The organism is Streptomyces sp. NPDC020807 (assembly GCF_040641575.1).
In the GTDB taxonomy this organism is placed as follows: Bacteria; Actinomycetota; Actinomycetes; order Streptomycetales; family Streptomycetaceae; genus Streptomyces.
This window is the reverse complement of the sequence record NZ_JBFADU010000002.1, coordinates 204,679-230,080: the sequence shown is the minus strand read 5'-3', so window position 1 is coordinate 230,080 and position 25,402 is coordinate 204,679. Positions and strand designations below refer to the sequence as shown.

24 protein-coding genes are annotated in these 25,402 nt (G+C 72.9%); 6 read left to right on the top strand and 18 right to left on the bottom strand.

What is annotated here, in order from left to right:
* Positions 1–96 precede the first annotated feature (96 nt).
* The 3 genes from AB0G79_RS04140 to AB0G79_RS04130 form a co-directional block, all read right to left on the bottom strand.
* Complete coding sequence (locus tag AB0G79_RS04140) at positions 97–1,338, bottom strand: FG-GAP-like repeat-containing protein (RefSeq protein WP_360799810.1); 1,242 nt, start codon at positions 1,336–1,338, stop codon at positions 97–99.
* 95 nt (positions 1,339–1,433) lie between these two features.
* Positions 1,434–1,769, bottom strand: coding sequence for a hypothetical protein (locus tag AB0G79_RS04135; protein ID WP_360799807.1), 336 nt, complete (start codon positions 1,767–1,769; stop codon positions 1,434–1,436).
* A 122-nt stretch (positions 1,770–1,891) separates the two neighbouring features.
* A complete protein-coding gene (locus AB0G79_RS04130; RefSeq protein ID WP_360799804.1) occupies positions 1,892–2,848 on the bottom strand; it encodes an alpha/beta hydrolase in 957 nt (318 codons plus the stop codon).
* A gap of 451 nt (positions 2,849–3,299) precedes the next feature.
* Here AB0G79_RS04130 and AB0G79_RS04125 point away from each other — a divergent pair, with 451 nt between their 5' ends.
* A complete protein-coding gene (locus tag AB0G79_RS04125; protein ID WP_360799801.1) occupies positions 3,300–4,073 on the top strand; it encodes a hypothetical protein in 774 nt (257 codons plus the stop codon).
* 55 nt (positions 4,074–4,128) lie between these two features.
* Here the strand turns inward: AB0G79_RS04125 and AB0G79_RS04120 are convergent, their stop codons facing one another.
* Positions 4,129–4,818 (bottom strand): metal-dependent transcriptional regulator, encoded by a 690-nt coding sequence (locus AB0G79_RS04120; protein ID WP_360799798.1) that lies wholly within the window; start codon positions 4,816–4,818, stop codon positions 4,129–4,131.
* Between the two features lie 227 nt (positions 4,819–5,045).
* Here AB0G79_RS04120 and AB0G79_RS04115 point away from each other — a divergent pair, with 227 nt between their 5' ends.
* A complete protein-coding gene (locus tag AB0G79_RS04115; RefSeq protein ID WP_360799795.1) occupies positions 5,046–5,801 on the top strand; it encodes an SIS domain-containing protein in 756 nt (251 codons plus the stop codon).
* 99 nt (positions 5,802–5,900) lie between these two features.
* Here AB0G79_RS04115 and AB0G79_RS04110 read toward each other — a convergent pair whose 3' ends face one another.
* Positions 5,901–6,794 carry an NAD(P)-binding domain-containing protein gene (locus tag AB0G79_RS04110; protein ID WP_360799792.1) on the bottom strand — a complete coding sequence of 298 codons (894 nt, stop codon included), beginning with the start codon at positions 6,792–6,794 and terminating at the stop codon, positions 5,901–5,903.
* A gap of 89 nt (positions 6,795–6,883) precedes the next feature.
* On the opposite strand from AB0G79_RS04110, the gene AB0G79_RS04105 reads away from it, so the two are divergent.
* On the top strand, positions 6,884–7,258 hold the full coding sequence (locus AB0G79_RS04105) for a helix-turn-helix domain-containing protein (RefSeq protein WP_360799789.1): 375 nt from the start codon (positions 6,884–6,886) through the stop codon (positions 7,256–7,258).
* 108 nt (positions 7,259–7,366) lie between these two features.
* On the opposite strand, the gene AB0G79_RS04100 is transcribed toward AB0G79_RS04105, so the two are convergent.
* Both AB0G79_RS04100 and pdxH read right to left on the bottom strand, forming a co-directional pair.
* A complete protein-coding gene (locus AB0G79_RS04100; protein WP_360799786.1) occupies positions 7,367–8,692 on the bottom strand; it encodes a PAS domain-containing protein in 1,326 nt (441 codons plus the stop codon).
* Between the two features lie 361 nt (positions 8,693–9,053).
* Positions 9,054–9,689, bottom strand: a complete 636-nt coding sequence (pdxH, locus tag AB0G79_RS04095) for a pyridoxamine 5'-phosphate oxidase (RefSeq protein WP_360800576.1) — start codon at positions 9,687–9,689, stop codon at positions 9,054–9,056.
* 225 nt (positions 9,690–9,914) lie between these two features.
* On the opposite strand from pdxH, the gene AB0G79_RS04090 reads away from it, so the two are divergent.
* A complete protein-coding gene (locus AB0G79_RS04090; RefSeq protein ID WP_360799784.1) occupies positions 9,915–11,015 on the top strand; it encodes a citrate synthase 2 in 1,101 nt (366 codons plus the stop codon).
* Between the two features lie 59 nt (positions 11,016–11,074).
* Here AB0G79_RS04090 and AB0G79_RS04085 read toward each other — a convergent pair whose 3' ends face one another.
* Entirely contained in the window at positions 11,075–12,184 is a 1,110-nt protein-coding gene (locus AB0G79_RS04085; protein ID WP_360799781.1) for a 2-oxoglutarate and iron-dependent oxygenase domain-containing protein, read from the bottom strand.
* Positions 12,185–12,565: 381 nt separating this feature from the next.
* Between AB0G79_RS04085 and AB0G79_RS04080 the strand changes: the two genes are divergently transcribed.
* Positions 12,566–13,612, top strand: a complete 1,047-nt coding sequence (locus AB0G79_RS04080; protein ID WP_360799778.1) for a M4 family metallopeptidase — start codon at positions 12,566–12,568, stop codon at positions 13,610–13,612.
* A gap of 4 nt (positions 13,613–13,616) precedes the next feature.
* Here the strand turns inward: AB0G79_RS04080 and AB0G79_RS04075 are convergent, their stop codons facing one another.
* From AB0G79_RS04075 to AB0G79_RS04060, 4 genes are all read right to left on the bottom strand, one after another.
* Positions 13,617–14,267: a TetR/AcrR family transcriptional regulator gene (locus AB0G79_RS04075; RefSeq protein WP_360799775.1), complete on the bottom strand. Its 651-nt coding sequence runs from the start codon at positions 14,265–14,267 to the stop codon at positions 13,617–13,619.
* The gene (locus AB0G79_RS04070; protein WP_360799772.1) at positions 14,255–14,986 is read right to left on the bottom strand and encodes an enoyl-CoA hydratase family protein; all 732 of its coding nucleotides are present in this window, start codon (positions 14,984–14,986) and stop codon (positions 14,255–14,257) included. The genes AB0G79_RS04075 and AB0G79_RS04070 overlap by 13 nt, the downstream gene beginning before the upstream one ends.
* Positions 14,987–15,080: 94 nt before the next feature.
* A complete protein-coding gene (locus AB0G79_RS04065) occupies positions 15,081–16,109 on the bottom strand; it encodes a hypothetical protein (RefSeq protein WP_360799769.1) in 1,029 nt (342 codons plus the stop codon).
* 50 nt (positions 16,110–16,159) lie between these two features.
* Complete coding sequence (locus AB0G79_RS04060; RefSeq protein WP_360799766.1) at positions 16,160–17,296, bottom strand: ABC transporter substrate-binding protein; 1,137 nt, start codon at positions 17,294–17,296, stop codon at positions 16,160–16,162.
* A gap of 254 nt (positions 17,297–17,550) precedes the next feature.
* Here AB0G79_RS04060 and AB0G79_RS04055 point away from each other — a divergent pair, with 254 nt between their 5' ends.
* A complete protein-coding gene (locus tag AB0G79_RS04055) occupies positions 17,551–17,850 on the top strand; it encodes a DUF6342 family protein (protein ID WP_360799763.1) in 300 nt (99 codons plus the stop codon).
* A gap of 25 nt (positions 17,851–17,875) precedes the next feature.
* Here AB0G79_RS04055 and AB0G79_RS04050 read toward each other — a convergent pair whose 3' ends face one another.
* The 6 genes from AB0G79_RS04050 to AB0G79_RS04025 form a co-directional block, all read right to left on the bottom strand.
* Positions 17,876–19,009: an acyl-CoA dehydrogenase gene (locus AB0G79_RS04050; protein ID WP_360799760.1), complete on the bottom strand. Its 1,134-nt coding sequence runs from the start codon at positions 19,007–19,009 to the stop codon at positions 17,876–17,878.
* Complete coding sequence (locus AB0G79_RS04045; protein WP_360799757.1) at positions 19,006–20,880, bottom strand: biotin carboxylase N-terminal domain-containing protein; 1,875 nt, start codon at positions 20,878–20,880, stop codon at positions 19,006–19,008. The genes AB0G79_RS04050 and AB0G79_RS04045 overlap by 4 nt, the downstream gene beginning before the upstream one ends.
* A gap of 8 nt (positions 20,881–20,888) precedes the next feature.
* Positions 20,889–22,487, bottom strand: coding sequence for a carboxyl transferase domain-containing protein (locus AB0G79_RS04040; protein ID WP_360799754.1), 1,599 nt, complete (start codon positions 22,485–22,487; stop codon positions 20,889–20,891).
* Positions 22,484–24,172 carry an acyclic terpene utilization AtuA family protein gene (locus tag AB0G79_RS04035; RefSeq protein ID WP_360799751.1) on the bottom strand — a complete coding sequence of 563 codons (1,689 nt, stop codon included), beginning with the start codon at positions 24,170–24,172 and terminating at the stop codon, positions 22,484–22,486. The genes AB0G79_RS04040 and AB0G79_RS04035 overlap by 4 nt, the downstream gene beginning before the upstream one ends.
* Positions 24,169–24,966 carry a TIGR03084 family metal-binding protein gene (locus AB0G79_RS04030; RefSeq protein WP_360799748.1) on the bottom strand — a complete coding sequence of 266 codons (798 nt, stop codon included), beginning with the start codon at positions 24,964–24,966 and terminating at the stop codon, positions 24,169–24,171. The genes AB0G79_RS04035 and AB0G79_RS04030 overlap by 4 nt, the downstream gene beginning before the upstream one ends.
* A gap of 202 nt (positions 24,967–25,168) precedes the next feature.
* Positions 25,169–25,360 (bottom strand): DUF1272 domain-containing protein, encoded by a 192-nt coding sequence (locus AB0G79_RS04025; protein ID WP_360799745.1) that lies wholly within the window; start codon positions 25,358–25,360, stop codon positions 25,169–25,171.
* Between the last annotated feature and the right edge of the window lie 42 nt (positions 25,361–25,402).

Below are 25,402 nucleotides of genomic sequence, written 5' to 3'. Positions count from 1 at the left end.
TTGGCTGGTGTCCTCCGGCCGTGCCGATGACCGGCCGTGCCAGTGAGACGCCCGAGGGTAGACCTTCGGTTGCCCGTCCGGGGCAGGAACCAGGGGTCAGAACGCGCCGTTCAGGCCCCACCAGTTGCCGTCTTCCGGGGAGCCCGGGTTGAGGCCGCCGGTGCCCTTGCCGGTGTAGTGGACGAGGCATCCGACGCCCTGGCACTCCGGCTTGGAGAACGTGGAGGCGCTGATCGCGACGAGGTCGTTGCGGCCGTCGGCGTTGATGTCGGCGACCGGGAGGATCGTCGCCAGGCCGTTCCAACCGCTGGTGCCGATCAGCACGCGGGTGCCGAGGGCGCCGGTGGACGTGGCCGGGTAGAACCAGAGCTTGCCGGTGGACGCCTCGCGGGCGATGAGGTCGGCGCGGGCGTCGCCGTTCATGTCGCCGGGGGCGACGAGCGCGTTCATGGCGTTCCAGCCGCCGGAGCCGAGGAGCTTGCGGGCACCGAGCGCGGCCGTGGCCGTGGAGGTGGACGTACCGGGGTAGAGCCACAGCTTGCCCGTGGACTTCTCGACGGCGAGGAGGTCGGAGCGGGAGTCGCCGGTGATGTTGCCGTACGCGGTGATCTTGTCCATGCCGTTCCAGCCACCGCTGCCGATGAGGATGCGGGTGGTGAAGCCGCCGGCGCCGGTGCCGGGGTAGAGCCACAGCTTGCCGGTGGACTTCTCGCGGGCGACGACGTCCTCGCGGGTGTCGTTGGTGAAGTCGCCGTGGCGGCTGAGGCGGTCCATGCCGTTCCAGCCGGTGCCGACCTGCTTGCCGGTGCCGTTGCCGGGCAGGAACCACAGGCGGCCGGCGGTGTCGCGGACGACGACGTCCGACTGGCCGTCGTTGTTCAGGTCGCTGAACCCGGCCTTCTTGGGGGCCACGGCGGAGTACCAGTCCGGGTACGCCGGGAGGACGCACTCGCGCTCGGTGACGGTGAACTTGACCGAGCTGACCGAGGTGCTGCCGGGGCCGCCCCACTCGCTGCCGGACGGGCTGGAGGGGATGACCATCGCGCCGTTGGCCTCGGCGTCGGAGTAGTTCGCCGCGTCGTAGAGGCAGGCGACCTTGCTCGTACGGTTCACGACCGAGCGGAAGGTGTTGTCCCAGGTGCCCAGGGTCGCCGTGTTCACGTTGGTCTTGTACATCGTGCCGGTGGCGTTGTCGCTCTTCCAGGCACAGAAGTAGCCCGAGGGGCAGTCGGAGACGGCGGCCTGGGCGGGGGCGGCGGCCGTGCCGACGAGGGCGGCCGAGGTGAGGCCGAGCGCCGTGGCCACGCCGGCCAGGCGCGTCAGCAGAGACGTGCGCAAGATCGTTCCTCCTGTGGGGGCGGCACGGAGGGGGCCTCGACGCGCCGGGGGGTGACGTTATCGCGTCCGGGCGGCGGATTCGGCGGCGGGGGGGCTCAGGAGGCGAGGGTGTTCGCGCGCCGGGGCAGGTGGTCCTGGACCCAGCGGTGGGCGAGGCCGAGGGCGAAGGAGTGGAGCAGCGCGGCGAGGGCGAGGGCCAGGAGGAAGAGCGGGGCCCCGAGGTCCGAGTCGACGTCCCAGAAGAGGACCATCAGGCCCATGCTGGTGGGTGCGGTCGCGAGGAGGAGCCAGATGCCCCCGAAGCCGGAGGCGCCGGTCAGCGACTCGTACAGCAGCGGGAACGCCGCCACGAGCACCAGGCCGAGGTAGAGCAGCGAGGCGGGGTTGGCGAAGGTCAGCTGGACGAAGGTGCGGAGGCGGCTGGCACGCATGGTCGGTGTCTCCCGGGCTGGTGAAGTCGCGCCGTTGCGGCGGTGGTTCCATCCTGCGGCGGGGAGGTGCCCGGCCACCTGAGTAGTGCTACTCAAGTGGCCGTGGGGGGCTGTGCGGGCTACTACTGCGTCAGAACCCCGTTCAGGAAGGGCTCGACCGCCTCCGCCCAGGCCTCCGGGTGCTCGTAGTGGAGGAGGTGGCCCGCGTCGGGGATCTCCGCGTACGCGCCGTGGGGCAAGACGCGGACCATCTCCTGGGCCTCCGCGCGGCCCAACTCGCCGTCCAGGCCCCGCACGACGAGGGTCGGGCAGCGGACCTGGGCGAGGGAGTCCCAGTGGGCGTCGTGGACCCAGGTCGCCCGGGAGGTCAGCATCTGGGCGGGGTCGAAGACCGGGTGCCAGCCGTCGGGGCGCTCGGTCATGACCTCCGCGAAGAACGCTCCCCGGGCCGGGTTGGGGCGCTCCACCCAGGGGTCCTCGTCGCCGAACCAGCGGTGGACCGCGTCGAGGGACGGGAAGGGGGCCGGCCAGCCGCGGAACCAGTCCTGCCAGGCGCGCTGCGAGGCCGCGCCGAGGGCGGAGGCGCGCATGTCGCAGATGACGAGGGCGCGGACCAGGTCGGGGCGCTCGGCGGCGAGTTGCCAGGCGGTGAGGGCGCCCATGGAGTGGCCGACGAGGGTGACGGGGCCGAGGCCGAGCTGTTCGACGGCGGCCGCCGCGTCGGAGACGTACGCCTCGCGGGTGAAGGGCCCGGCGGGGGGCTTCTCGCTGTGGCCGTGGCCGCGCTGGTCGAGCGCGACGATCCGGTGCCGGCCGGCGCGGGAGAGGCGGCGGATCGCGGGGGTCCAGTGGGCGGCGTGGCCCATGAGGCCGTGGAGCAGTAAGACGCCCGGAGGGGTGGGGGCGGCGGTTGCCGGCCGCTGCTGGTGGCGGGGGCGCGGGACCGCGTCGAGGGCGGCGTCGCGGCCTCCGTGCTCGGCCTGATGGCCGACGCCCGTCAGTGGTGCGCGGGCCGGTGTGTGGTCCCAGGCCGCCAGGCGTACGCCGTCGGCCCCGGTGACGTCGAGTCGTCGCGCCATCGGTACGGCACCCCCTCTTTTCCGTCGAACCTCGCCAGAGTATCGAACCTGTATTCGAAAATGCGCTCCTGCCGCCCAACACCCCTCTTTCGAGTGACAGGGCTCAAGGATTGGCGCGCTCTGCCGAGGGGAGATCTTGAACGGGAGGCGGACCACTCGGGGAAAAGGGGTCCGGCGGGACTGACCTTGAGAGCTCGGGGCTCCAGGTCAGGACAGGGGAGGACAGGCCCCGGCGCCGCAAGGCGCCGGGGCCCTCTGCTGTTCGCACCCGCCATCGGCCCGCACCCCCTCCGCGCCTGGACACGTTCGGACTTTCAGCGTGGCACGGCAAGAGGGCGGGCGTGGCGATTCCGGCGTAAAACGGGGCGCGCGGGGGGTGTTGGGGCCGAGTGATACCGCTTCGTGACCCGGATGCGCACAACCCGATCAACGCCGCACGGGTCACCTGGTCGTGCTGTCACCGCAGATACTCACCCAGGGCACGAACTCCGCCCTCCTCGAAGACGGCCGGCTCGTCATCACGACGACCTCCGCCCGTACCGTGATCCCCCTCGCCGCCGTCCGGGACGTCCGACTGGAGCCGGAGCACGAGACGTCGCTCAAGGTCGTCCTCACCGACGAGGCCGTGTACTGGATCAAGGGCGGCAACCCGACCGCGACCGGCGTCTTCCTGACCGCCCTCACCACCGCCCTCCCCGAGGTGCGGGACCCGGCCGGCAGCGCGCTGGTGACGGTCGAGGGCGACCCCGGGGCGATCCCGTGGCCGAAGGTCCTCGCCTGGGGCGGGGGCTTCGTCGCCGCCTACACCGCCTACGTGTGGTGGACCGCCGTCGCGCACGGCGGCGCGATGGCCGTGCTCGCCTTCATCGCCGGATTCGGCACGCTCTTCGGCCTGGCCTGCGTCTTCGGCATCGCCAGCGACCTCCGCGACCGGTGGATCCTGCGCCGCCGCGGCATCACCGTCCGCGCCACCGAGGAGTTCTACCCGAACGGCAAGCGGTCGCAGTACTACAAGTTCACCGACCTCAACGGGAACGAGCACAGCCAGAGAGGGCGGAACAACCTCTTCCCGCACATCACCGTCGTCTACGACCCGCAGGCACCAGGCCGCCACATCCACCGGCTGTGGCTCCCGATCGTGATCACCCGGTACTTCTTCGGCTCGCTCGCCGCCCTCGGCGTGCTCGCCCTCGGCCTCTGGGGCGTCCTCGCGCCGTACCTCTGACGCACGCCGCACGCCCCCGGAGGCCGGCCCCCGGGGGCGTACGCACGCGAACGCGTCAGCGCTTCGCCACGAAGACGTGCGCCGCGATCTCCGGGTCCAGCTCCGCCGCCTCGCCGCTGGAGCCGACCAGGACGCCGCCCGGGGACTCCGACACCGACACCACCGAGCCGGGCTGCACGCCCGCGCGGCGCAGCGTGTACATCAGCTGGGCGTCCGTCTGGATCGGCTCGCCGATGCGGCGGACGACGACCGTCTTGCCGCCGGACGCGTCCAGGTCCGCGAGCGAGACCATCGAGTCGTCGAGGAACGCCTCGGCCTCCGCCTTCTCGCCCAGCTCCTCCAGGCCCGGGATCGGGTTGCCGTACGGCGACTCCGTCGGGTGGCGCAGGAGCTCCAGGACGCGGCGCTCCACGGCCTCGCTCATCACGTGCTCCCAGCGGCACGCCTCCGCGTGGACCTGCTCCCACTCCAGGCCGATCACGTCGACGAGCAGGCACTCGGCGAGGCGGTGCTTGCGCATCACGCGCGTCGCCAGGCGGCGGCCCTCGTCCGTCAGCTCCAGGTGGCGGTCGCTCGCCACGGCCACCAGGCCGTCGCGCTCCATTCTCGCCACCGTCTGGCTCACGGTCGGGCCGCTCTGGTCGAGCCGCTCGGCGATCCGGGCACGCATCGGGACCACACCTTCCTCCTCAAGCTCGAGGATGGTGCGGAGATACATCTCCGTTGTGTCGATCAGTCCGGACATACGTGCCCCTTGATGAGTCGTGCGCTGGCCCTTCCCCAATTCTGACGCATCGCGCCGACAACCGGGTGTCGCCGGGGTGAGCGGGGTGAGGCGGTATTGACAGGGCAATGGTCCAGACCGCACCGTGATCGGCGACCTCGGCACGAAGCGTGGCGCGAGCCACGACGGATCCACGGCGGATCCACGACGCATCCACGCCCTATCCACGACGAGAAGGAGCCTCCCCGATGGGTGAGAGCAAGCTGGCGGGACAGTTCTTCGACGCGGCGATCGACCTGCTCCAGCAGGTCCGCGACGGGGACTCGGCCGAGATCTCCGCCGCCGGGGCCGCCATCGCCGAGGCCGTCGCCAACGGCAACCGGCTCTTCGCCTTCGGCGCCGGGCACTCCTCGCTCGCCGCCCAGGACGTCGTCTACCGCGCCGGCGGCCTCGCGCTCATGAACCTGCTGGTCGTGCCCGGCGTCGTCGGCGTCGACGTCATGCCGGCGACGCTCGGCTCCGCGCTCGAACGCGTCGACGGGCTCGCGGGAGCCGTCCTCGACTCCTCCCCCGCGAAGCCCGGCGACGTCCTGATCATCATCTCCCTCTCCGGGCGCAACGCCCTGCCCGTCGAGATGGCGATGAACGCCCGCGCGCTCGGCCTCACGGTCATCGGGGTGACCTCCGTGGCGTACGCGACCGAGACGAAGTCACGGCACGTGTCCGGCACGTACCTCAAGGACCACTGCGACATCGTCCTCGACTCCAGGATCGCCGTCGGCGACGCGGAGCTCACCCACGAGGGCATCGAAGCCCCGTTCGCGCCCGCGTCGACCGTCGTCACCAGCGCCCTCATGCAGGCCACGATGGCCGCCGCCGCCGAGGAGCTCGTACGGAAGGGGATCGAGCCGCCGCTCCTGCGCTCCGGCAACGTGGACGGCGGGCACGAGTGGAACGGACGCGTGATGACGGAGTACGGCGACCGGATCTTCTACCGGCACTGACCTCTGCCGGCGCCGATCCTCCGCCGGCGCCGATCCTCTGCCGGCGCCGATCCTCTGCCGGCACTGATCCTCTGCCGGCAGCCGAGGCCGCCGGGCGCGTCAGCCGCGCTCCATGACCTGGGTCACCCGCGTGAAGCCGTCCGCGCCGTGGCCCAGGTCCACCGCCCGTACCGCCAGGGCCTCGGCCGCGCGCATGACGCTCGCGTCGATCCCGTGCGCCTCCGACGCGTGCACGACGTGCGTCATCGTCGACAGCGCCGAGGTCAGCGGGTTGCCCTCGCCCGTGTACGAGCCGCCGTCCACGTCCTCCGCCCACTCCGCGAACAGCGGCGGCAGGATCGCCCCGATGCCCTGCGCGAACGGCGCCAGCTCCCGGGCCGAGACGCCCTCCGCGCGGGCCAGGGCGAGGGCGTGGACGTACCCCGTCATCGACGTCCAGAAGATGTCGAGCAGCGCGATGTCGTACGCGGCGGCCCGCCCGATGTCCTCACCGAGGTGCGTGTGGGTGCCGCCCAGCGCGTCCAGGACCGCGCGGTGCTCGCCGTACAGCGCGTCCGGCCCGCTGTGCAGGAACACCCCGGCGGGCGTCCCGATCGTCGGCGTCGGCGTCATGATGGCGCCCTCCAGGTAGCCGATGCCGTGCTCCGCCGCCCAGCCGCCGGTGTCCCGGGCACGGTCCGGCGTGTCGGCGCTCAGGTTCACCACGGTCCGGCCCTTGAGCGCGACGGCGACGGCCGGCTGCCGCAGGACGGAGTCCGTGGCGTCGTAGTTGACCATGCAGATCACCGTCAGATCGCTCGCGGCGACCGCTTCCTCGGCGCTCGCCGCCACGACCGCGCCCCGCTCGGGCAGGTCGCCCTCCTTGCCGGGGGTCCGGTTCCAGACGGTCGTGCGCACCCCGGCGTCGACGAAGGCGCCGGCGAGCGCACGGCCCATCGGCCCGAGACCGAGGACCGTGACGGAAGTGGTGGGGGAAGCAGGGGAAGAAGACATGGCGGAACTCCCTTGGACATGAGTGGGTAAGGACATGACGGAACGACCGAACGACCGAATGACGGAATGACCGGACGGGGACGACACGCATGACACGCCAGCGCGCACAGGACACCGACGTCTGCGGAGTGGCGGCCGCGATCGCCGTGATCGACGGCAAGTGGAAGACGGGACTGCTGTGGCTGCTGGAGTCCGGCCCGCGCCGGCCCGGCGAACTGCGGCGCGAACTTCCCGGACTCAGCGAGAAGGTGCTGACGCAGGCGCTCCGCGAGATGGAGACGGACGGTCTCGTGCACCGGCAGGTGTACGACGTGCTGCCCCCGAAGACCGTGTACTCCCTGACGGAGTTCGGGCGCGAACTGTCCGAGCTGCTCGGCCCGTTGTCGGACTGGGGCCACCGTCGGATCGACCGGATGACGGAGTCACGGGCGTCGGCGTTGGCGGAGGCGCGGGCGGCCTCCTGAGGCCCGGGGAATCCCTTCTCTCTCTGGGCCACCACCAGGTTCCCCCGGGCACGGAACCCCGACAAGTACCCACAAAAAAGTGGGTATGGCCCCTGGGCTCCCAGACCCCTAGGAGATCGCCCCGAGGCCCAGCTCCGCCGCCACCCGCGCCGCCACCGTCTCCCCGTACACGACGTCCTCCCGCTCGAAGCCCGCGCGGCACCCGGCACGGAGGAACGTCAGGACGCCGAGGGTGCGGCCACGGGTGCGCAGGACCACGCAGAGCGCGTGCGCCGCGTCGGTCGGCCACTGGTGGGCCTCGGCCCAGACCTCGGCCGTCCGGCCCGCGCTCGCGCGGACCGTGCCGACCCGGTCCCAGGCCTGGAGCGCCGGGTGCCTCGGCCCGTACCGGAGCGGGATGTCGCCGCCGACGACCGGCGAGGACGGGCCGGGGGCCGGGGGCGGGGTCGCGAGGGCGCGGGTGAGGCGGCGCTCGCCGACGGCCAGGTCGACGAGGGCGTGGTCGGCGAAGCCGGCGAGGGCGAAGTCGAGCAGGACCGTCGCCGCCTCCTTCGGGTCCTCGCACTCGGCCGCCGCCGCGCCCGCCCGGTGCAGCTGGCTCCACCGGAACCGCAGCCGGTCCGCCTCGCGCGCGGCGAGCCGCTCCTCCGTGACGTCCTGGAACAGCCAGGCCACGCCCAGCGGCACGGGCTCCTCCGCCATCGGCGAAGCCAGCCGCACGAACCCGCTGCGCCAGCACCGGCGGCGCTCGCCCGACGAGCTCCGCAGCGTCACCCACACCTCGGCGGGCGCGGCCGGGGTTCCCTCGGCCAGGACGTGCTGGAGGGCGGCCTCCAGCTCCTCCGCGCCGTGCACGACGACGTCCCCGAGGGGCCGCCCGAGCAGGGACGTGCGCCCGGTCCCGAAGGCACGGGCCGCGTGCCCGTTGACGACGGCGGGGCGGAGGTCGGCGTCGACGAGGACGACGCCCCACGAGGCGTCGTCGAAGAGCGCCTCGCTGAGCGCGACGGACCGCTCCAGGTCGAGCTGTACGTGGACCTCGCTGAACGCGCAGTAGACCCCGGCGGGAGCACCGTCGGCCCCCCACACCCCCACGACCTGGCTCCGTACGAGCACCCGCCCGCCGTCCTTGCGCAGCAACGCGAGCTCGTGGACCTGCCGACCGGACCCCTTCGTGGCCCCCATCAGCCGCCCGAGGGTCTCCTCGGCGTCCGCGCTCCGCGCCGCCCAGCCCCCGAACCCCCGCCGCCCGACCGCATCAGCCGCCGACCAGCCGAGGATCCGCTCGGCCTCGCGGTTCCAGTGCGTGATCACCCCGCCGCCGTCCAGCGCGCACAGCGCCGCGTCCATCCCGTCGAGCAGCGCGGCCAGCAGATCGGCCCCGTCCCCCGACACGGGAGCGGTCTCACTCGCGGACCCCGTGAAAGCACTCATCCCGGCACCCCCCATTGCTGCGCCCATTCAACTGGAAACGTGACGCAGGGCACACCCCTGTTCCGAGAATGAAATAAATGGGTTGAGGCGGGCCGGAGCGCTTCCTAGGGTGTGGGTACACGCGAAAGGAGGTGATCCGAAGACATGGTTTCTTTTCGGATTCGTGAGGTGACTGCGGGCTAAGGCCTGCCAGTCGCACTCTGTGCACCTCGGCAGGCCATCTGCCGAACGCCAACGCAGTCACCCGACCCGTGAGTCGCCGGCAAGTCCGGCCGGCGGTCCCCGTCCGAACCTAGGCGGACGGAGCCAGGACTCACGGGTCGTCTGCGTGTCCGGCCTCCTTGCGGCCGTCCGCCGCCCCCTACGGCGCCAGCCGCTCCACCCGCCACGTCCCCGGGGCCTCGGCCGCGCGTACGTACCGCAGGCGGTCGTGGAGGCGGTTCTCGTGGCCCTGCCAGAACTCGACCGCCTCCGGGACGACGCGGATGCCGCCCCACTCCGGCGGGACCGGGACCTGTGCGCCCTCCGGGTAGCGGGTCTCCAGTTCCTCGTAGCGGGCGAGGAGTTCCGCGCGGGAGGCGATCACCGTGGACTGGTGGCTCGCCCAGGCGCCCAGCTGGGAGCCGTGGGGGCGGGTGCGGAAGTAGGCCACCGTCTCGTCGCGGCCCGTGCGGGTGGCGCGGCCGGTGACGATGACCTGGCGGGCCAGGGGGTGCCAGGGGAAGAGCAGGGAGACGTACGGGTTGGCCGCCAGCTCCCGGCCCTTGCGGGAGCCGTAGTTCGTGAAGAAGACGAACCCGGCGCCGTCGTAGTGCTTCAGGAGGACCGTGCGGGAGGACGGGCGGCCGTCGGGGCTCGCGGTGGAGACGACCATCGCGTTGGGTTCGTGGATCGCCGGGTTCGCGGCGGTCTCCTTGAACCAGCGGGAGAACTGTTCGATCGGTTCGGGCGCGAGGTCGGCCGCGGTGAGCTCCATCGTGCGGTACTGCTCGCGCATGTCGGCGGGATCCAGAGCGTCGGTCACGGGGCACATCCTGCCCCAGGGCCTCCGGAGGCACGGCACCGCGTGCCATTATCCGCCCGTCGCCGGAACGGCGCAGTGTGCCGGATGTCACGCTTCCCCGCATCATCGGAACCGTACAGACTCAACAGCTGGACGACTGTTGAATCTCTCCAGCGACCAGCGTTCAGTTGATCGATCATCGATTAGAGGAGCCGCCTGATGTCCGACTTCGTACCGGGACTTGAGGGAGTCGTCGCGTTCGAGACGGAGATCGCCGAACCCGACAAGGAGGGCGGCGCCCTCCGTTACCGAGGCGTCGACATCGAGGACCTCGTCGGTCACGTCTCCTTCGGCAACGTCTGGGGGCTGCTCGTCGACGGCGCCTTCAACCCCGGCCTGCCCGCCGCCGAGCCGTTCCCGATCCCCGTCCACTCCGGTGACATCCGCGTCGACGTCCAGTCCGCCCTCGCGATGCTCGCGCCCGTCTGGGGCCTCAAACCGCTCCTCGACATCTCCGCCGAGCAGGCCCGCGACGACCTCGCCCGCGCCGCCGTCATGGCCCTCTCGTACGTCGCGCAGTCCGCCCGCGGCCAGGGCATGCCCATGGTCCCGCAGAGCGAGATCGACAAGGCCGAGTCCATCGTCGAGCGCTTCATGATCCGCTGGCGCGGCGAGCCCGACCCGAAGCACGTCAAGGCCGTCGACGCCTACTGGACGTCCGCCGCCGAGCACGGCATGAACGCCTCCACGTTCACCGCGCGCGTCATCGCCTCGACCGGTGCCGACGTGGCCGCTTCCCTTTCCGGTGCCGTCGGCGCCATGTCCGGCCCGCTGCACGGCGGCGCGCCCTCCCGCGTCCTCGGCATGATCGAGGAGATCGAGCGCACGGGCGACGCCGAGGCGTGGGTGAAGCAGGCCCTCGACAAGGGCGAGCGCCTCATGGGCTTCGGCCACCGCGTCTACCGCGCCGAGGACCCCCGCGCCCGCGTCCTGCGCCGTACCGCCAAGGAGCTCGACGCCCCGCGCTACGAGGTCGCCGCCGCCCTGGAGAAGGCCGCGCTCGACGAGCTCCACAACCGCCGTCCGGACCGCGTCCTCGCGACCAACGTCGAGTTCTGGGCCGCCATCGTCCTCGACTTCGCCGAGGTCCCGGCGCACATGTTCACCTCGATGTTCACGTGTGCCCGTACGGCCGGCTGGTCCGCGCACATCCTGGAGCAGAAGCGCACCGGCCGCCTCGTCCGGCCCTCCGCCCGCTACATCGGGCCCGGTCAGCGCGACCCCCGCGAGATCGAGGGTTACGCCGACATCGCCGGCTGAGTCCGGGCGACGGGAGAGGGGCTGTCCGGTGTTCTTCCGGACAGCCCCTCTCCCGTGCCTCACACCAGCTGCGCCGACTCCGGGTGCAGCAGCAGGTCCGCGTGGTGGCGGGCCGTCGTCAGCGGGTGCGCCCGCAGCTTGCCCTTGAGCTCGTTGCGCCCGTACTCCGCGAAGAGCGGGTTCGCCGGGTCCGCCGTCACGCCCGGCGCCCGGTCCGCGTACGGGAACTCCAGCGGCGCGACGCGGGCGTCCAGGCGCGGGTTGTAGAAGAACGGGACGGAGTACCGCTCCGTCGCCCCGGGCGGCGACACCACGCGGTGGTTCGTCGCCACCAGGTAGCCGTTGGTCGCGACTTCGAGGAGCTCGCCGAGGTTGACGACGAAGGCGCCGGGCAGCGGCGGCACGTCGTGGAAGTTCCCGTCCTCCCGCTGTACCTGGAGCCCGCCGACCTGGTCCTGGAGGAGCAGGGTCAGGAAGCCGTAGTCCTTGTGCGCGCCGACGCCCTGGTCGTCGCCCTCGCCGCTGCTGCCGGGGTAGCGGACCAGCTTGAGGTGCGGGTAGGCGCGGGGGCCGAAGACGTCGTCGTAGAAGTCCTCCCGTGCGCCGATCGAGAGCAGCAGCTCGTGGAGGAGCTTCTCTGCGACGGCGCTGAGGCGGTCGATCCAGTGCAGGGCGGCCGTGCGGAGCTCCGGGAGGGCCTGGGGCCACTGGTTGGGGCCTTCGAGCCACCAGTACGGGGCTTCCCAGGGCCCGGGGGCGCGCGCGGGGCGCTCCCGGCCGATGTCGAGCTGGTCGCGCCAGTCGCGGGCGCCGGCGGTGCGCTCGTCGCCGATGCGGGTGTAGCCGCGGAAGTGCGGGGAGTTGATGTTGTCGAGGGCGAGCCGGTCGGCCTCGGGCAGTGCGAAGAAGGCGTGCATGGCGGAGGTGAGCGCCTGCGTCTCGGCCTCCGTGATGCCGTGGCCGATGAGCTGGAAGAAGCCGACGTCGTGCGCGGCGGAGTGCAGCTGGGCGTGGAGGAGGCGGCGGGCCTGCGGGTCGCGGTCGGCGGCGGAGAGGTCGACGATCGGGAGCTGCGAGGGGTAGGTGTGGGTGTGCGGCTTCTGCCGGGGCTTCTGCTGAAGCGGGGACTTCTGCTGAAGCTGCTGCTGCGAGTACGAGCTGGGGTTCATGTGTGCGTCCGCGGGGTCTACGGGTGCCCGGGCGGCCGCCAGGGGTGGGGCGGGGGCCTCGGGTGCCGGTCGGCTGTGCTCGGGAGACGAGGGACCCGCCGGGGATGCTGAGTGGTGTCCCGGAGGGTCAGGCGGAGCGGCGACAGCTCATGCTCGTGACGCGGACGAAGTCCACGTGGCGGCGGCGTACGAGCGTAGGCATGCGACCAGGGTACTGCGGTCGCCGCGGAACGACTGTGGTCCGCGTCACGTGACCCGGGGGCTCTCCGGGGAGGCGCGGGCTCTGGTCAAAACCGTCGGCCGTGCGCGAAGATCGCCGCCTCTGCGTGTTGAGTACACGCCAAGCTTCCCGTCGCAGCATCCCCTCGCAGAAGGATGTCCATGCCTCGTACGCCCCGTTCCCGCACCTCGCGCGGCCTCGTCGCCGCGCTCGCCGTCGCCGGCACGGCCGCCGCCGCCCTCCTCCCGTCCACGGGCGCCACCGCCGCCTCGCTGCCGCAGGCCCGCGTCTTCATGGTCAACCCGGTCCAGTCCTCGGGCGACCAGACCCTCACCGACCACAAGGACGCGGCGAGCGACGTGCCCGCCTCCGCCTACGCCCTCGCCACGCTGCGCAACCTCGACGCGAGCGGCAAGCTGTCCGGCAAGTGGGTCACGGTCCGCTCCGAGACCGGCAACCCCGCGTCGGTCGCCGCCGCCACCGCGTACAACCGCTCCGACGACGAGTTCGAGCAGGTCATGGCGTACTTCTGGGTCAACGAGGCCCAGGAGTACCTCCAGAGCCTCGGCTTCGGCACCGAGCTGCGCGGCGCGAACGACCGCGTGCAGCCCGTCCGCCTCAACCAGTGGGGCGCCGACAACTCCTTCTTCACCGACAAGAAGGGCGAGATCCGCCTCGGCAAGGGCGGCGTCGACGACGCCGAGGACGCCGACGTGATCGTCCACGAGTACGGCCACGCCGTGCACGACGCCCAGGTCCCCGGCTTCGGCACGACCCCCGAGGCCGGCGCCATCGGCGAGGCCTTCGGCGACTACCTCGCCGTCGCCGTCGGCACCCACGCCGCCACCCGCTACGGCTGGCCCCTCAAGGCCAACGCCAACTGCGTCGGCGACTGGGACGCCACCTCCTACAGCACCGCCCCGCACTGCCTGCGCACGATCGACGGCGACAAGACCTACGCCGACCGCGAGGGCGAGGTGCACGCCGACGGCGAGATCTGGTCGCGCGCGCTCCTCGACATCCGTACGGCCCTGGGCGCCCGCACCGCCGACCGGATCATCGTGAACGCGCAGTTCGGCTTCACCGCCGACACCAGCTTCGAGGCGGCCGCGAAGACCACCGTCGCGACCGCGCAGAAGATGTACGGCACGTCGGCGGCGACCGCCGTCCGCGCGGCCTTCCAGGCGCGCCAGATCCCCGGCGTCTGACCGCCTACGTGCCCAGCGTCTCGCTGACGAGCCGCGCCCACTGGGCCACCACACGGTCCCGGCGGGCGCGGTCGTCCGTGAGCAGCGTCGCGAGGCCGAGGCCGCGCGCCATGTCCAGGAGGCCCTGGACGGTCTCCCGCACCCCCGGCCGCGACTCGTCCGCGCCCAGGACCTCGACGGCGACCCGGTGCGACTCGCGGCCCACGCGGGCCTCCAGCTCCGTGACCCGGTCGCGGAGCTGGTCCTCGCCCGTGGCGGCGACCCAGAGGTGCAGCGCGGCCCGGAAGAGCGGGCCGGTGTAGAGGTCGACGAGCGCGGCGACGGCCTTCTCGCGGTCGTCGGTACGCAGCTCCCGCAGCGCCTGGGACCGTTCCTCGGCGACGTACTCGACGGCCGCCGTGAAGAGGTCCTCGCGGGTCGGGAAGTGGTGCTGGGCGGCGCCCCGGGAGACTCCGGCGCGCTCGGCGACGACCGTGACGGTGGAGCCGGCCCAGCCGTGCTCGGCGAGGCAGGCCACGGCGGCTTCGAGCAGCCGCTGCCGGGTGAGCCGGCTGCGGTCCTGCTTGGGGTTCCGGTCGGGGATCCGCTCGGGGATCCGCTCGGGGATCCGCTCCGGGCGCCCGTCGGGAGGCGTCAGAGGGGTCAGAGCCGCCATTCGGGGTCCCGTCGTTCGAGGAAGGCCGTCATCCCTTCGCGCGCCTCGGCGGAGGCGAAGAGCGTGGCCGACCTCCGTACGAGGTCCTCCGCGTCCCGTTCGAAGGTCTCCAGGACTCTAGCGGTGACCAGCCGTTTCGCCTCGCGCAGGCCCTGCGGCGAGGCGGCCCGCAGTGCGTCGAGGATCGCGTCGAGCTCCGTGTCCGGTGCCGTCACCAGGCCCGTCGCGACCGCCTCCGCGACGCCGAACCGCTCCCCCGTGAGGTAGTAGCGGGCCGCCGCGCGCGGGTCCAGTTTCGGGAGCAGGGTCAGGGAGATCACCGCCGGGGCGACCCCGATCCGCACCTCCGTCAGGGCGAAGTCCGCGCCCTCCCCGGCGACCACGATGTCGCACGCCCCGAGCAGCCCGAGCCCGCCCGCGCGGGTGTGGCCGGTGACGCGGGCGACGACCGGCTTCGGGAGCTCGACGACCTGCCGGAGCAGGTCGACGAAGACGTACGGGCTCGGCGGGGCCTTGAGGTCCGCGCCCGCGCAGAACGTGGAGCCGGTGTGCGTGAGCACGACCGCGCGGACGGCCGGGTCCTTCCCCGCGGTGGCGAGCGCCTCGGAGAGCTCGGCGACGAGGGGGACGGAGAGGGCGTTGCGGGTGGCGGGCGAGTCGAGGGCGAGGGTGGTGATGCCCCGTTCCTCCGTGACGAGGATCGACGGCGTGGATGTCATGCGTGCCCCCCGGTGGTGATGTCCGAACAAACAATCAAGCACGCTTGCATGGTTCTTGGGAAGGGCGCCTGCCCCGCCCGCCGCGGCTCCCGCCCTACCTCACCCACGTCAGCGCGTACAGGCGGTACCCCACCGGCTCCGTCGGCTCCCACTTGCGCGGACCGACGACGAGGAAGCCGAGGTCCCCCTCGGCGGTCTTCACACAGCTCACGATGATGTCCTCGCCCAGGTCCTCGGCGGTGAAACCGGGGCGCCACTCGGCGGCCGGCGTCTTGAGGCACCTGTCCTCGCTCGGGTAGTCCGAGCCGGTCATGGCGTCGTCGCCGTAACCGAAGACGCTGTGCCGGGTCACCTGGGAGACCTGGGCGCCGTTGACCGTCCTCAGCTCTCCCGTCACGTGGTCGTACGCGAGGTCCGCCTTGGTCCCCGAGTAGCTCTGCTCCAGGTCGATCGCGGAGTAGTCCTTGCCGCGCGCCTTGATCTCGTACTCCTCGATCGCCCAGTACGCGGGGCCCCGCACGTCCCGCTTCGTCGGCTCGCCCGCGTCCAGGACGCGGATGGTGGAGCCGGGTTCGGCCTCGATGACGATGCGCTGCTGCTCGACCTGCTGGACGAACCTGCCGTCCATCTCGATCGTCAGCTTGCGGCCCGTCCCGATGCGGTGGCCCTCGCAGTGCCGCCGGGCCTGCCCCTTCTCGCAGATGAACAGCTGCGTCACGTCGGCGGGCGCCGGCGGGAGCACCTTGCCGGTGTCGTCGTCCGTGGCGCTGCTCACGCCGGTGCTGAAGGAGACCGTCCCCAGGGGCGTGGACAGCTTGGGGGTGACGCTGACGCGGAACTTCCCGCTCCCGCTGATCGAGAACGAGATCGGGATGATGGGGAGTTGGTACGCCAGGTGCCCGTCCGGCCTGAATCCCGGCTCGTTCGGCTTGTCGGACTGCTTGTCCCGGCCGGGCAGCCCGTCGTGGCCCGCCCGGGGCGGCTTGGGGTCCTTGCCCCAGGGGTCGCCGTAGCCCTCGTAGCCGTACTTGTTGTAGCCGGTGCCCGCGCACCCCGACAGGGAGAGGCCTGCCAGGAGGACGAAGGCTGTCGCGACCGCCGTCCGCACGTGACGTCGAGGCATGGTTCAACTCCCCTGATGTGACGACCAGATGAGCTGAAGGTACGGGTCGGTCAGCCCTCGCGCAGCGGGTTCGCCCGGTCGTCACCGTGCAGTGTCCTGATGCGCGCCGGGTCCGCCGGATCCCGGTCCACGACCCGGATCGGCGCCCACGCCCACTGCCACACCCCGATGCCCGGTTCGCGCGTGAACCGGACCGTCCCCCGGGTCCCCTCGGTCTCGACGCGCGGCCACGCGGCGGCGACCTCCGCCCGGTCGGCGCCGTGGCCCGGGGCGGCGCGCAGGAGCCCGGCGAGGACGGTGACGCCGTCCCAGCCCTCGTGGGCGACGAAGGACGGCTCCCCGCCGAGCCGTTCGCGCAGCTCCTTGCCGACGCGCTCGCCGAGCGGGCCGGGCTCCTCCGGCAGGTAGTGGAGGAACGGGATCCCGGCACCGTCCGCCCCCAGCTCCGCCAGCCACTCGGCGAACTCCGGCTGCCCGGCCGGTGCGCCGAGCAGGATCCCGGCGAGGCGGCCGTCCGCCCGTACGGCCCTGACGATCGGCGCCGCCGGTTCGGGGGTGCCGGCGAGCAGGAGGAGGGCGGTGGCGCCGTGGTCGGCGAGGGCGTCGCAGAGCTCGGCGGGGGTGAGGGCGTTCGCGTCGAGCTCGACGAGGCTGCCGCCGTGCTCGGCGAGCCGGTCCCGCAGGACGCGGGTGCCGGTGGCCCAGTAGACGCTGGGCTGGGTGGCGACGGCGACCCGGGTGCGGCCCGTGGCCGCGAGGAAGTCCGCGTAGATCCGCCAGCCGCGCGACTGGACGGGCGCGATCCGCGCCACCCACTCCGTCGGCTCCTCGGTCAGCCCGTCGAGCACGGCGGAGGTGCAGAGGAACGGGACGCCGAGGGCGTCGGCCCGCGCGGCGGCGGCCCGGGCGACGACGGAGTGGTACTCGCCCACGACGGCGGCCACCCCGAGCCCGGCCAGCTCCTCCACGGCGGCCTCGGCCCGCGCCGGGTCGGCGGCCGTGTCCCTGACCAGCAGTTCGAGTGGCCTGCCGGCGATCCCGCCGGCGGCGTTGACCTCCTCGACGGCGAGCTCGATCCCGGCGACGAGGTGCCGGCCCGCCTCGGCCCAGCCGGGGCGGGTGAGGGGGGCGAGGGCGCCGAGGAGGACGGGGGCGGGAGAGGTGCTTCCGGTGGGCATGCCGTTCATTGGATCTCCGGCGGCGGCCGACGACAACCCCTTGATGACCCCGCGTGCCCCGTGGCCCGCGCGCGGTAGCCGACCCGGGCACCCTTGTCAGGGCATTTTCCGGGCGTTTTGTCAGCTCTCACCCCTTACTTCCACTTCAGGACGAAGCGGATCGAAATCCAGTCATATTCCGGCAGCATGACACCGTCCGCTGAGCGAACTGCGTAGGTTCTGGGCCGCAGAGTTCGTCCACTGGTATCCGGAGGGGAATTCACATGGCAGACATCGACCTCGGCGTGGCGTCCGACTGGGACGAGGGCGACACCCACGGCCGCGTCAAGCTGCGGCAGAACCAGGTCTACCCGGGCTCGCCCAAGAAGGACGTGCTCATCAGCTCCCCGGTGAGCATCGAGCTGTCCGTGAACACGAACCACTCCACCTCCCAGGAGGCGGACAAGATCTACTTCACGACCCACCACGGCTCCACGAAGAAGATCATCGCGGTGCTCGACTCCGACGGGAACCTCCAGATCGCCGGCCGCCTGATCACCGAGCAGAAGGACCTGCGCTACTAGGGCCTGTCCGCCGGGAGGTGATCGATCAGTAGGACTTCGGCAGCCCCAGCGTCGCGTGCGACACGAAGTTCAGGATCATCTCCCGGCTGACCGGCGCGATCCGCGCCACCCGCGCGGCCGTCACCAGCCGGGCGAGGCCGAACTCCTTGGTGAGGCCGTTGCCGCCGAGGGTGTGGACGGCGGTGTCCACCGCCCGTACGCACGCCTCGGCCGCCGCGTACTTCGCCATGTTCGCCGCCTCGCCCGCGCCCATGTCGTCGCCCGCGTCGTAGAGGTGCGCGGCCTTCGCCATCATCAGGCGGGCGAGTTCGAGCTCGATGTGGGCCTGGGCGAGGGGGTGCGCGACGGCCTGGTGGGCGCCGATGGGCGCCTTCCAGACCTGCCGCTCCTTCGCGTAGGCCACGGCCCGCGCGAGCGCGTACCGGCCCATGCCGATGGCGAACGCCGCCGTCATGATCCGTTCGGGGTTGAGGCCCGCGAAGAGCTGGAGCAGGCCGGCGTCCTCGTCGCCGACGAGCGCGTCCGCCGGGAGGTACACGTCGTCGAGCGTCAGCTCGAACTGCTTCTCGTTCGCGTCGAGTTCCATCTCGATGTGACGGCGACCGAACCCGGGAGCGTCGCGCGGAACGATGAAAAGGCAGGGCTTCAGGTTGCCGGTGCGGGAGTCCGACGTACGGCCCACGATCAGGGTCGCGTCCGCGATGTCGACGCCCGAGACGAAGACCTTCCGGCCGTTCAGGACCCAGCCGCCCTCCGTCCGGGTCGCGGTCGTCGTGATCCGGTGCGAGTTCGAGCCCGCGTCCGGCTCCGTGATGCCGAAGGCCATCGTCTTCGAACCGTCCGCGAGCCCCGGCAGCCAGGCCCGCTTCTGCTCCTCGGTGCCGAAGCGGGCGATGACCGTGCCGCAGATCGCCGGCGACACGACCATCATCAGGAGCGGCGCGCCGGCGGCGCCCGCCTCCTCCAGGACGACCGACAGCTCGGCCATGCCGCCGCCCCCACCGCCGTACTCCTCGGGCAGGTTCACGCCGAGGTAGCCGAGCTTCCCGGCCTCGGCCCACAGCGCGGCCCGGTCGAAGCCGGGGCCGTGGCGGTGCCCGAGGGCGGAGACGGCGGCGCGGAGGGCGGTCAGTTCCTCGGATTCCAGGTGCGTGCTCATGCGGGGTCTTCCTCCTGTACGACGGCCAGCAGGGCACCGACCTCGACCTGGTGGCCGGGGGCGGCGTGGAGCGCGGTGAGCGTGCCGGAGGCGGGAGCGGTGACGCGGTGCTCCATCTTCATGGCCTCCAGCCAGAGCAGGGGCTGTCCGGCGGTGACCCGGTCGCCGACGGCGAGGCCGTCCGCGACCCGGACGACGGTGCCGGGCATGGGGGCGAGCAGGGAGCCGGGGGCCCGCCGGGCGGCGGCGGGGTCGGGGAACCGGGGGTGGACGGTGAGGCGGTGGCCGCCCGCGTGGACGGTCTCCCCGTAGGCGGCGACCTCGAAGTGCCGGACGACTCCGGCGACTTCCAGGCTCACGGAGCCGGGGGACGCCTTCACGACCCGTACGCCCTCCGGGGACGTCACCTCGTAGCCGCCGCCCCGTGTCGGCCGGTAGCCGACGGTGTGGTCGCCGTACGTACGGATCTCGTCCTGCGAGCGGAGGTTGCGCCAGCCTCCGCCGAACCGGCCGGTGCGGGAGGCCGCTTGGGCGAGGGCGGCGGCCACGGCCGCGTGCTCCCCGCCGGGCGCGGGGGCCGTGAGCGCGGCCAGGTTCCGGTCGTAGAAGCCCGTGTCGAGCCCCTCGGCGGCGTTCGCGAAGTCGGGGTGCCGGAGGGAGGCGACCAGCAGCTCCCTGTTGGTCACCGGGCCGTGGACCACGGCTCGTTCCAGGGCGTGGGTGAGCTTGCGGAGGGCCGCCTCCCGCGTCTCGGCGTGGACGATCAGCTTCGCGAGCATCGGGTCGTAGTGGACGCCGACGGTGTCCCCCGACGCGTATCCCGTGTCGGCCCTGACGCCACCGGGGACCTCGAAGCGGTGCAGGACGCCCGCCTGCGGCGCCCAGCCCCGTGCCGGGTCCTCCGCATAGAGCCGGGCCTCGATCGCGTGGCCCCCGCGGGCCGGGGGCCCGGCCGGGAGTTCCCGGCCCTCCGCCACCGCGATCTGGAGGGCGACGAGGTCGACCCCGTACACCTCCTCCGTGACCGGGTGCTCGACCTGGAGGCGGGTGTTCATCTCCAGGAAGTGCGCCCGGCCGTCCTTCACGAGGAACTCGACCGTGCCCGCGCCGACGTACCCGACGGCCTTCGCCGCCGCCGTCGCCCGCTCGTACAGCTCGTCGACGAGTCCGGCGGGCAGGCCGGGCGCCGGGGCCTCCTCGACGACCTTCTGGTGGCGGCGCTGGAGCGAGCAGTCGCGGGTGCCGAGCGCCCAGACCGTGCCGTGGGTGTCGGCGAGGAGCTGGACCTCGACGTGCCGGCCGTTCTCGACGTACGGCTCGACGAACACCTCGCCGTCCCCGAACGCGCTCGCCGCCTCGGCCGACGCGGAGCGCAACTCTCCTTCGAGTGAGTCGAGTTCACGGACGACCCGCATGCCGCGGCCGCCGCCGCCCGCCGCCGCCTTCACGAGCACCGGCAGGTCGGCCTCCGTCACGTCCTCCGGGCGGAGCGGGGCGATCCCGAGGAGTTCCTTCGCCCGGGTCTTCGAGGCCATCGCCTCGATCGCCTCAGGGGGCGGCCCGATCCACACCAGACCGGCGGCCACGACCGCCCGGGCGAAGTCGGCGTTCTCGGAGAGGAAGCCGTAGCCGGGGTGGACGGCGTCCGCGCCCGCCGCGAGCGCGGCCTCCACGACGAGGTCGCCGCGGAGGTACGTCTCCGAGGGCGCGGCCCCCGGCAGCCGCACCGCCGCGTCCGCCTCCCGTACGTGCAGGGCGTCGGCGTCCGCGTCGGAGTGGACGGCGACGGTGGAGATGCCCAGGTCACGGCAGGTGCGGAAGACCCGGCAGGCGATCTCGCCGCGGTTCGCGACGAGCACTGAGGAGATCATCGTGGGCCTCACATTCGGAAGACGCCGAAGCCGCCGCGCGCGCCCTCGACCGGTGCCGTGTGGATCGCGGAGAGGCAGAGCCCGAGGACCGTCCGCGTGTCGCGGGGGTCGATGACCCCGTCGTCGTAGAGCCGCCCCGAGAGGAACATCGGGAGGGACTCGGACTCGATCTGCGCCTCGACGAGCGCGCGGAGACCGGCGTCGGCCTCGTCGTCGTAGGGCTGCCCCTTGGCTGCGGCACTCGCCCGCGCCACGATCGACAGCACGCCCGCGAGCTGCTGCGGGCCCATCACGGCGGACTTCGCGCTCGGCCAGGCGAAGAGGAAGCGCGGGTCGTACGCCCGGCCGCACATGCCGTAGTGCCCGGCGCCGTACGAGGCGCCCATGAGGACCGACAGGTGCGGGACCTTCGAGTTCGCGACGGCGTTGATCATCATGGCGCCGTGCTTGATGATCCCGCCCTGCTCGTACTCCTTGCCGACCATGTAGCCGGTGGTGTTGTGGAGGAAGAGGAGCGGGATGTCGCGCTGGTTGGCGAGCTGGATGAACTGGGCGGCCTTCTGCGACTCGGCGGAGAAGAGGACGCCCTGCGCGTTGGCGAGGACGCCGACGGGATAGCCGTGGATCCGGGCCCAGCCGGTCGTCAGGGAGGTCCCGTAGAGGGGCTTGAACGCGTCGAAGTCGGAGCCGTCGACGATCCGGGCGATGACCTCGCGCGGGTCGAAGGGGGTCTTCAGGTCGCCGGGGACGATCCCGAGGAGTTCCTCCTCGTCGTACCTGGGGGGTTCGGCGTGCGACGGGTCGGCGTGCGCCTTGCGGTGGTGGAGGCGGGCGACGATCCGGCGGGCCTGGTGGATCGCGTCCGTCTCGTCGACGGCGTAGTGGTCGGCGAGCCCGGACGTCCGGGCGTGCATCTCGGCGCCGCCGAGGGACTCGTCGTCGCTCTCCTCACCCGTCGCCATCTTCACGAGCGGCGGACCGCCGAGGAAGACCTTCGACCGCTCCCTGATCATCACGGCGTGGTCGGACATGCCGGGGACGTACGCGCCTCCGGCCGTCGAGTTGCCGAAGACGACCGCGACCGTCGGGATGCCGGCGGCGGAGAGCCGGGTCAGGTCGCGGAAGAGCGCGCCGCCCGGGATGAAGATCTCCTTCTGCGACGGCAGGTCGGCGCCGCCGGACTCGACGAGCGAGATGACCGGGAGGCGGTTGGCGAAGGCGATCTCGTTGGCGCGCAGGGCCTTCTTCAGCGTCCACGGGTTGGAGGCGCCGCCGCGCACGGTCGGGTCGTTGGCCGTGATCAGGCACTCGACGCCCTCGACGGTCCCGATGCCGGTGACGAGCGAGGCGCCCACGGCGTAGTCGCTGCCCCAGGCGGCGAGCGGGGACAGTTCGAGGAACGGCGAGTCGGGGTCGAGGAGCAGCTCGATCCGCTCGCGGGCGAGGAGCTTGCCGCGCTCGCGGTGGCGGGTCGTGTACTTCTCGCCGCCGCCCGCGAGGGCCTTGGCGTGCTCGGCGTCGAGGGCGGCGAGCTTGTCGAGCATGGCGGCGCGGTGGGCCCGGTAGTCGGGTCCGCCGGTGTCGAGGGCGGAGGCGAGGACGGTCATCGGGTTTCCTCCAGAAGGGCCGCCGGTACGTCGGTGCGGCGGGAGCGGAGCCATTCGCCGAGGGCCTTGGCCTGGGGGTCGAAGCGGGCCTGGGAGGCGACGCCCTCGCCGAGGATCCCGGCGACGGTGAAGTTGAGGGCGCGGAGGTTCGGGAGGACGTGCCGGGTGACGTCCAGGTCGGCCGTCTCCGGCAGGAGTTCGCGGAAGCGGTCGACGGTGAGGGCGTGGACGAGCCACCGCCACTCCTCCTCGGTGCGCACCCACACGCCGACGTTGGCGTCGCCGCCCTTGTCCCCGCTGCGGGCTCCGGCGATCCGGCCGAGCGGCGCTCTCCGGACGGGGCCGGGCGGGTGCGCCGGCGGGAGCGCCGGTTCGGGTACGGGTTCCAGGGCGCGGAACCGCGTGGGCGCGGGGATCTCCCGGCGGGTCCCGTCGGGCAGGACGGCCGTGTGCGGGACGTCCCGCTGCGGGACGGCCGAGGTGGTGAAGACCCCGTAGGGGGCGCCCCTGCCCGGCGGGGCGGTGACGTGGAAGCCGGGGTAGCTGGCGAGGGCGAGCTCGATCGCCGCCCCCGTCAGGGTGCGGCCGACCTTCTCGGGGTCGGGGTCGCGGACGACGAGCCGGAGCAGGGCGCTCGCCGTCTCCTCCGTGGGCGCGTCCTCGCGGTCGGTGCGGGCGAGCTCCCAGCGGACCTCGGCGGGCGGGTGCGCGGACAGGGCGTCGGCGAGCTGGTCTCGGACGAGCGCGGCCTTGGCCTCGATGTCGAGGCCGGTGAGGACGAAGACGACCTCGTTGCGGAAGCCGCCGAGGCGGCAGGAGCCGGCCTTGAGCGTGGGCGGCGGGGCCTCTCCGCGTACCCCGTCGATCCTGACCCGGTCGGGGCCGTCCTGGGTGAGGCGTACGGAGTCGAGGCGGGCCGTGACGTCGGGGCCGGGGTAGCGGGCGCCGGCCGTCTCGTACAGGAGCTGGGCCGTGACCGTACCGACGTCGACGAGCCCGCCCGTGCCGGGGTGCTTGGTGATGACGGCGCTGCCGTCGGCGTGGAGTTCGGCGAGCGGGAAGCCGGGGCGGCGGACGTCGTGGCCGGTGAAGAAGGCGTAGTTGCCGCCGGTGGTCTGGGTGCCGCATTCCAGGACGTGTCCGGCGACGACGGCGCCGGCGAGCTTGTCGTACTCCTCCGGGCCCCAGCCGAAGTGCCACTGCGCGGGGCCGGTGACGAGGGCGGCGTCGGTGACGCGGCCGGTGACGACGACGTCCGCGCCCGCCGCGAGGCAGGCGGCGATCCCGGCGCCGCCGAGGTAGGCGTTGGCGGTCAACTCGCCCTCTCCGGGGCGGAGTCGGTCGCCCTCGACGGAGGCGACACGGGTCGGGAGGCCGAGCTTCCCGGCGAGCGCGCGGAGGGCGTCGGCGAGGCCCGCCGGGTTGAGGCCGCCCGCGTTGGCGACGATCCGGACCCCGCGCTCGTGGGCGAGGCCGAGGCCGTCCTCCATCTGGCGGAGGAAGGTCTTCGCGTAGCCGGCGGAGGGGTCCTTGAGGAGGTCGCGGCCGAGGATGAGGAGGGTGAGTTCGGCGAGGTAGTCGCCGGTGAGGACGTCGAGTTCGCCGCCGGTGAGCATCTCGCGGACGGCGTCGAAGCGGTCGCCGTAGAAGCCGGAGGCGTTGCCGACGCGGAGGGGGGCGGTCACCCTGCCTCCCGGGGTGCGCGGCCGGCGCCCGCCGGGCCCGCGAAGGCCTGGGCGATGGTCAGCCACCGCTCGGCGTCGGCGCCGTGGGCGACGAGGGCGGTGTCGGCGCGGTGGACGCGCTGGGCGACGAGGAGGCAGAAGTCGAGGGCCGGGCCGGTGACCTTCTGGGCCGCGTCCTCCGGGCCGTACGCCCACGTCGTCCCGTCGATGCCGGTGCCGTCCAGTTCGATGCGGAAGGGCCCGGCGGGGGCGGGGAGGCCCCGGACGAGGTAGGCGTAGTCGCGGGCACGGGCGCCGATCCAGGCCACGTGCCGGAGCCGGGCGGTGGGGACGCGGGTGACGCCGAGGGTGTCGGCGACGTCCTGGGCGTGCGCCCAGGTCTCCATGAGCCGGGCGGTCGCCATCGCGGGGACGCTCATCGGCGGCCCGTACCAGGGGAAGCGCGTCCCGGCGGGGGCCGCCCGCAGGGCGTCCTGGAGGTGCTCGCGGCCGGTGCGCCAGGTGGCGAGGAGGTCGGCGGGCGGCAGCTCGGCGCCTTCCTCGGCGCCCTCGTCGACGAACCGGTCGGGGGCGGCCATGGCCCGCGCGACCTCGGCGGCGAAGGCGTCGGGGTCGGTGGCGGCGAGGAGGGCGGCGCGGTCGGTCCAGGCGAGGTGGGCGATCTGGTGGGCGACCGTCCAGCCGGGGGCGGGGGTGGGCGCGGCCCACCCCTCGTCGCTCAACTGCCCTACGAGCCGGTCGAGTTCCGCGCTCTCCTCGCGCAGATCGTCGAGCACGGCGGCGGGATCGGACACGTGCGCTCCCCTCGTCACAGGACGCGCTTCGGCGCGGTGTGACCGGAGCATGGCAGCGAACCAGAAAACAATCAAGCATGCTTGCTTTGATTGGCCGAAAGGTCCGGGCAGGGGTGCGGACCAGGAGGCCGGGCCGTCACACCCCAGACGTACGAGCACCGCCCCCGGGGGCGGGCTCCGGGACGACCCCGACGTGAGGCCCTCAGGCGTTGGCGGCGACGCCCCGGCGCGGCCGCGCCACCAGCTCGCCCCCGCAGTTGGGACAGACGTCCCGCATCGCGTCGGCGCAGGGCACGCAGAAGGTGCACTCGTAGGTGCAGATCCGGGCGGGTCCGTCCACGGTCAGGACGGCGGTCTCACAACGTTCGCAGAGGTCACGCATCTCCAGGGCCATGCCCTCATCCTCGGACCCGCCCCCGCACCCCCGAAACAGGCC